This window comes from Stenotrophomonas sp. STEN087 (assembly GCF_056759115.1).
In genome coordinates, this window is the sequence record NZ_JBRRCR010000135.1 from 1 (window position 1) to 6,833 (window position 6,833).

Genomic DNA, 6,833 nt, shown 5'->3' on the forward strand with positions numbered 1-6,833 from the left:
GGGGGGGGCGGGGGGGGGGGGGGGCGGGGGGGGGGGGGGGCGGGGGGGGCGGGGGCGGGGCGGGCGCCCGGGGGGGCCCGCGGGGGGGGGGGGCGGGGGGTCCGCGGGCCGGCGGGCGCGGGGGGCGCGGGGCCCCCCCCCGGGCGAACGCGGGGTTACGACTCCAGCAGCTCCATCCACGCGGCTTCGGCTTTTTCCAGCTGCGCGGCAGTGGTTTCGCGGTCGCGGCCGAGCACGGCCATGCGGGTGGCATCGGCGTAGTTGGCCGGGTCGGCCAGCTGGCGGTCCAGCTCGGCCAGGCTGTTTTCCAGCTCGGAGACCTTGGTTTCGGCCGCCGCCAGCTTGTGCGGGTTGGCCGGCTTCTTCTGCACCACCTGCGCCACCGGGGCGGTCTTGACCACCACCGGCTCTTCCACCTGTTCCATGCGCGCCTTGGTGCCCTGCGCCTGCGGACGCGTACGCAGCCAGGCGGCGTAGGCATCGAGGTCGCCGTCGAACGGCTCGACCACGCCATCGGCCACGCGCCAGAAGGTGTCGCAGACCAGGCCGATCAGATGGCGGTCATGCGAGACCATCACGATCGCACCGTCGAAATCAGCCAGCGCTTCGGCCAGCGCTTCGCGCATTTCCAGGTCAAGGTGGTTGGTCGGTTCGTCGAGCAGCAGCACGTTCGGCTGCTGCCAGGCGATCAGCGCCAGCGCCAGGCGCGCTCGCTCGCCACCGGAGAAGCCATCGACCGGTTCGAACGCACGGTCACCGGGGAAATTCCACTTGCCGAGGAAATCGCGGAACGACTGGTTCGGCGCATCCGGGGCGATCTCGCGGAAGTGCTCCATCGGCGACTGGCCTTCGTGCAGCGATTCCACTGTGTGCTGGGCGAAGTAGCCGATCTTCAGGTCCGGGTGCGCCGAGCGCTCGCCGGCAATCGGCATCAACTCGCCCACCAGGGTCTTCACCAGGGTGGTCTTACCGGCACCGTTGGGGCCGAGCAGGCCGATACGCTGGCCAGCTTCCAGGCCGAAGCCGACGTTGTGCAGGATCACCGCATCGGCGCCGTAGCCGGCCTCGACGTGGTTCAGGCGGATCAGCGAGAACGGCAGCTTGGCCGGCGGCGCGAACTCGATGCGGAACTCGCGCTCGGCACGCACCGCTTCGGTCCCGGCCAGCTTGGCCAGGCGCTTCATGCGGCTCTGTGCCTGCGCGGCCTTGCTGGCCTGCGCCTTGAAGCGGTCGATGAAGCTCTGCAGGTGGGCGCGCTCGGCCTGTTCCTTCTCGTGCGCGATCTGCTGCTGGCGCAGCTGTTCGGCGCGCTGGCGCTCGAAATCGGTGTAGCCGCCCGGGTAGAGCTTGGCGCCGCCACCGTGCAGGTGCAGGGTGTGGGTGGCCACGTTGTCGAGGAACTCGCGGTCATGCGAGATCAGCAGCAGGGTGCCCGGGTACTTCAGCAGCCACTGTTCCAGCCAGTACACCGCGTCCAGGTCGAGGTGGTTGGTCGGTTCGTCGAGCAGCAGCAGGTCGCTGGGCATCATCAGTGCGCGCGCCAGATTCAGGCGCACGCGCCAGCCGCCGGAGAACGAGGACACCGCGCGGTGGTGGGTTTCGGCCGGGAAGCCCAGGCCGTGCAGCAGCTTGCCGGCGCGCGCTTCGGCGTCGTAGGCGTTCAGCTCGGCCATGCGCGTATGCGCCTCGGCCACGGCTTCCCAGTCCTCGCGGGCGGTGGCATCGGCCTCGGCGGCCAGCACCGCGGCCACCTCGGTATCACCGCCCAGCACGAAGCTCAGCGCCGGGTCGGGCAGCGACGGGGTTTCCTGGGCGACGCTGGCGATCCGCACCTTGCCGGGCAGGTCGACGTCGCCCTTGTCCGCCTCCAGCTCGCCCTTCACCGCCGCGAACAGGCTGGACTTGCCAGCACCGTTGCGGCCGACCACACCCACCCGGTAACCGGCGTGCAGGGTCAGGTCGACATTGGACAACAGCAGCCGCTCGCCACGGCGCAAGGCGAAATTACGAAGCGAAATCATGGGGGAAGGCGTCCATATAACCGAATGGAATGTGCTGGTGAGCACTGTTCCTGCGACGCAATTCTAGCGTTAACGAATACTTGACGCGCCCCGGGAAGCGACGCGGTCGCTCCACATCTCTCCCTCGTCGAGTCCGCGCGCCTCCCGGGCCCCTCCCCCGCCAATGCACGCCACAGCTAAATGATTGCTTCTGCAACGTTTTTTCACATGACGCGCATTTGACAGCTGCTTAAATTCCCGTTAATTGCTGTATTACGCACCGCAACAACCGTCGTCCGCCTCACCCCCGTGATGTCGATTCCGGTGCCAGTTCCCGCCAACCGGAGCCCCACCCCGATGAACCGCAAGACCAGCCTGATCGCCGCCGCCATCGCTGTCGCACTCGGTGGCGCTTCGTTCGCCGCTGCTGCCCAGCAGACCGGCACCGCCGCCAACACCCTCGATACGGTGATCGTCACCGGTACCCGCGTGGCCGACCGTACGGTCGCCGAGTCGCAGTCGCCGATCGACATCATCACCCCGGAAATCCTGCAGTCCACCGGTTCCGGCGAACTGGCCACCGCGCTGTCGCGCGCCCTGCCCTCGCTGAACTTCCCGCGCCCGGCCCTGACCGACGGCACCAGCGGCGTGCGCCCGGCGCAGCTGCGCGGCCTCTCGCCGGACCAGGTGCTGGTGCTGGTGAACGGCAAGCGCCAGCACACCTCGGCGATGATCAACGTCAACGGCACCATCGGCCGTGGCTCCTCGGCGGTGGACATCAATGCCATCCCGATCGCCGCCATCGAGCGCGTGGAAGTGCTGCGTGACGGCGCCTCGGCCCAGTACGGCTCGGACGCCATCGCCGGCGTCATCAACATCGTGCTGAAGGGCAGCGGCAGTGGCGGCAGCCTGGCCGTGGATTACGGCCAGTACTCGGCCGGTGACGGCAACAAGTACCAGCTCTCCGGCGACACCGGCGTCGAGTTCGCCAACGGCCGTGGCCGCGTGCACGTCGCCGGCCAGATCAGCCAGCAGGACGAAAGCAACCGCGCCGGCCCGTACCGCGGCACCACCCCGAACACCGGCAATTTCCCGGCCATCGGTGAAACCACCTTCGTCGTCGGCGACCCGCGCGTGGACGCCACCGCGGCCTCGCTCAACGGCAGCTTCGATTTCAGCGACCACGTGACCGGCTACGCCAGCGCGCTGCTCAGCAACCGCGACATCACCTCGTTCGCGTTCTACCGCTCGCCCAACCACAGCAGCCAGACCGCGCTGCTGTCGCAGATCTACCCGGACGGCTACGTGCCGGAGATCAACCAGTACTCGAAGGACCGCTCGCTGGTGGCCGGCGTCAAGGGCAACACCGACAGCGGCTGGACCTGGGACCTGAGCCTGAACCACGGCGAGAACACCCTGGACTTCAACACCCGCAACAGCATCAACTACAGCCTGGGCGCCACCAGCCCGAGCTCGTTCTACGACGGCACGCTGAAGTACCAGCAGGACATCTTCAATGCCGACTTCACCAAGTCGCTGGACTGGGGCCTGGCCTACCCGGTCACCCTGTCCTTCGGTGGTGAATACCGCAAGGAAAAGTGGGACCAGAACCCGGGCGAACTGAACTCCTACACCGGCACCGGTGCGCAGGGCTTCGCCGGCTTCACCCCCACCAATGAAGTGCACGCCGACCGCCACAACTACGCCGTCTATGCCGGCCTGGAAGCGGATCTGACCGACAAGTTCTCCGCCGGCGTGACCGGCCGCTACGAGGATTACTCGGACTTCGGTGACCGCTTCTCCGGCAAGCTGTCGGCGCGCTATGCCTTCACCGACAAGGTCGCGCTGCGTGCCACCGCCTCCAGCGGTTTCCGCGCCCCGTCGCTGGCCCAGCAGGGTTACCAGGCGGTGACCAGCCAGTTCACCAACGGCGTGTTCGTCGAACGCGGCACCTTCCCCACCACCAGCCAGGCCGCACAGGCGCTGGGCGCTTCGCCGCTGAAGGCGGAAACGTCCACGTCCTACAGCCTGGGCCTGGTGCTGCAGCCGGTGGACCGCCTGTACATCACCGTCGATGCGTACCAGATCGACATCGACAACCGCATCGCGCTGTCGTCCAGCATCACCACCAACGCCGCCACCAGCGCACTGCTGGGCACGCTGGGCCTGCCGCAGGTGACCGCGTTCTCGTACTTCACCAACGGCCTGGACACCCGCACCCGCGGTGTTGATTTCGTCTCCAGCTACACCGTGCCGTTCGCGGCCAGCAGCCTGGAACTGACCGCGGCCTACAGCTACAACGACACCAAGGTGCAGCGCGTCGGCGGCACCCCGGCCGTGTTCGGCACCCTGGGCCTGACCCAGTCGCTGATCGGCCGTGATGAGATCGGCCGCATCGAGGACAGCTACCCGCGCGACAAGACCGTGCTGAGCGGCACCTGGCGTTCGGACCACTGGGAACTGGGCCTGGCGGCCACCCGCTACGGCGAATTCACCGTGCGCAACTCCGCCACCGCCCTGCGTGACCAGACCTACGGCGACAAGTGGGTGCTGGACGCTTCGGTGAGCTACAAGCCGAGCAGCAACTGGACCCTGACCCTGGGCGCGGACAACCTGCTGGACGAATACCCGGACCGCACCGAAGACCTGCAGAACTCGACCTTCGGCATGCTGCCCTACAGCAACTACTCGCCGTTCGGCTTCAACGGCGCGTATGTGTACGGCCGCATCAAGTACAACTGGTAAGGGGTAACGGGCATCTCGGTGGTAGTGCCGGCCGCTGGCCGGCAGACCCTTGCCGTATCTGGAGGAGAGCCCCTTCTTGTTGAAGGGGCGCGCCGAAGGCGGGGGTAGAGGAGAAATGCGTGGGCAAACCCGACGGCCGCGGCACGTGGCCGGCGGGTTTGCCGTATGTGGCCGCATCGGTGAAAATCGGGGCATCCCCCCCGATTTCCTGCGAGTGCCGATGCACCATGACACCGACCTGATCAACATCGTGGCCGTTGGCCTGGGGCTCGCCTTCATCTTCGGCGCGCTGGCCAACAAGCTGCGCTTGTCTCCTCTGGTCGGGTATCTGGTGGCTGGCATCTGCGTCGGCCCGTTCACCCCCGGCTTCGTCGCCGACCAGGCGCTGGCCAACCAGCTGGCCGAACTGGGCGTGATGCTGCTGATGTTCGGCGTCGGCCTGCACTTCTCGCTGAAGGACCTGATGGCAGTGAAGGCCATCGCCATCCCCGGTGCCATCGGCCAGATCGCCGTGGCCACCCTGCTGGGCTGGGGCGTGGCCTGGCTGATGGGCTGGCCGGCCCTGCACGGGGTCATCTTCGGTTTCTCGCTGGCCACCGCCAGTACCGTGGTGCTGCTGCGGGCGATGGAAGAACGCCGCCTGCTGGAAACCCTGCGCGGCAAGATCGCGGTGGGCTGGCTGATCGTCGAGGACCTGGCCTGCGTCCTGGCACTGGTGATGATGCCGGTGCTGGCCGGTGTGTTCGGCCCCGACGCCGCCAAGGAAACCCACACCCTCGGCAGCGTGCTGGCCGACATCGGCTGGACCTTCGTGCAGCTGGGCCTGTTCGTGGCGGTGATGCTGGTGGTCGGCCGCCGGGTCATTCCGTGGATCCTGGAGCGCATCGCCGGTACCGGTTCTCGCGAGCTGTTCACCCTGTCGGTGCTGGCCATCGCGCTGGGCGTGGCGTTCGGCTCGGCCATGCTGTTCGGCGTGTCCTTCGCGCTGGGCGCGTTCTTCGCCGGCATGCTGCTCAACGAATCCGAACTGAGCCACAAGGCGGCGCATGATTCGCTGCCGCTGCGCGATGCGTTCGCGGTGCTGTTCTTCGTCTCGGTCGGCATGCTGTTCGACCCCAACATCATCGTGCAGCACCCGTGGCAGGTGCTGGCGACGGTGGCCATCATCATGTTCGGCAAGTCGGCGGCAGCGTTCTTCATCGTGCGCGCCTTCGGCCACCCGACCAGCACCGCGCTGACCATCTCGGCCAGCCTGGCGCAGATCGGCGAATTCGCCTTCATCATCGCCGGCCTCGGCGTCGCCCTGCAGATCCTGCCGAAGGAAGGCCAGTCGCTGGTGCTGGCCGGCGCGCTGGTGTCGATCATGCTGAACCCGCTGGTGTTCGGCCTGCTGGACCGCTGGCAGGTCAAGCAGGAGCAGTCGCCGCAGGCGGCCGAACCCGAAGAGGCCACCGGCCCCTCGCGCGACCTGCATGGCCACGCCATCGTGATCGGCTACGGCCGCGTCGGCAGCGAGCTGGCGCAGGTGCTGCGCGACCGTGGCGTGCCGGTGCTGGTGATCGATGACAACAAGGAACATGTCGAGCAGGCGCACGCCAAGGGCCTGGCGGCGATCCGCGGCAGTGCCGCCGCCGACCGGGTGCTGGCCGAGGCCCATCCGGAGCGCGCGAAGATCGCGGTGCTGGCCATTCCGCAGCCGTTGGAAGCCGGTGAGGCGCTGGCCAAGCTGCGGGCGATCAACCCGGACCTGACCCTGCTGGCGCGGGCGCACAGCGATGCGGAAGTGAAGCATCTGCTGGAACACGGTGCCGATGGCACGGTGATGGCCGAGCGCGAGCTGGCGTATTCGCTGGCGGAGATGATCATGTCGACGCCGCCGTACCGGAACCTGGGGCAGCACAGCATCCCGGTGGTGTGAGGGGTGGGGCGTGGCAGGGCTTGCAGCCCTGCACCTGCAGAATCAACGGCAACTTCAACGCCAAAAGCTGACTATCCGTGGGATGGCGGGGCGGGGGGGCGGGGGGCGGGGCCCCGCTAACCCACCAAATGGGGGTGGTGAGGGCCCAAAAAAAGCCCCGCCCCCCCCCC

3 protein-coding genes are annotated in these 6,833 nt (G+C 68.0%); 2 read left to right on the top strand and 1 reads right to left on the bottom strand.

Annotated elements, in window-relative coordinates:
* Positions 1-155: 155 nt before the first annotated feature.
* The gene (locus tag ACVOK1_RS19820; protein ID WP_108769740.1) at positions 156-2,021 is read right to left on the bottom strand and encodes an ABC-F family ATP-binding cassette domain-containing protein; all 1,866 of its coding nucleotides are present in this window, start codon (positions 2,019-2,021) and stop codon (positions 156-158) included.
* Positions 2,022-2,357: 336 nt separating this feature from the next.
* On the opposite strand from ACVOK1_RS19820, the gene ACVOK1_RS19825 reads away from it, so the two are divergent.
* Together ACVOK1_RS19825 and ybaL are read left to right on the top strand one after the other, a co-directional pair.
* Positions 2,358-4,745, top strand: coding sequence for a TonB-dependent receptor plug domain-containing protein (locus tag ACVOK1_RS19825; RefSeq protein WP_481563025.1), 2,388 nt, complete (start codon positions 2,358-2,360; stop codon positions 4,743-4,745).
* Positions 4,746-4,965: 220 nt separating this feature from the next.
* The gene (gene ybaL / locus ACVOK1_RS19830) at positions 4,966-6,663 is read left to right on the top strand and encodes a YbaL family putative K(+) efflux transporter (RefSeq protein WP_481563026.1); all 1,698 of its coding nucleotides are present in this window, start codon (positions 4,966-4,968) and stop codon (positions 6,661-6,663) included.
* Positions 6,664-6,833 lie beyond the last annotated feature (170 nt).

What these genes read in the sequence shown, in the direction of transcription:
- ACVOK1_RS19820 (WP_108769740.1), bottom strand. Translation starts at nt 2,021, where the DNA reads ATGATTTCGCTTCGTAATTTCGCCTTGCGCCGTGGCGAGCGGCTGCTG.
- ACVOK1_RS19825 (WP_481563025.1), top strand. Translation starts at nt 2,358, where the DNA reads ATGAACCGCAAGACCAGCCTGATCGCCGCCGCCATCGCTGTCGCACTC.
- ybaL (WP_481563026.1), top strand. Translation starts at nt 4,966, where the DNA reads ATGCACCATGACACCGACCTGATCAACATCGTGGCCGTTGGCCTGGGG.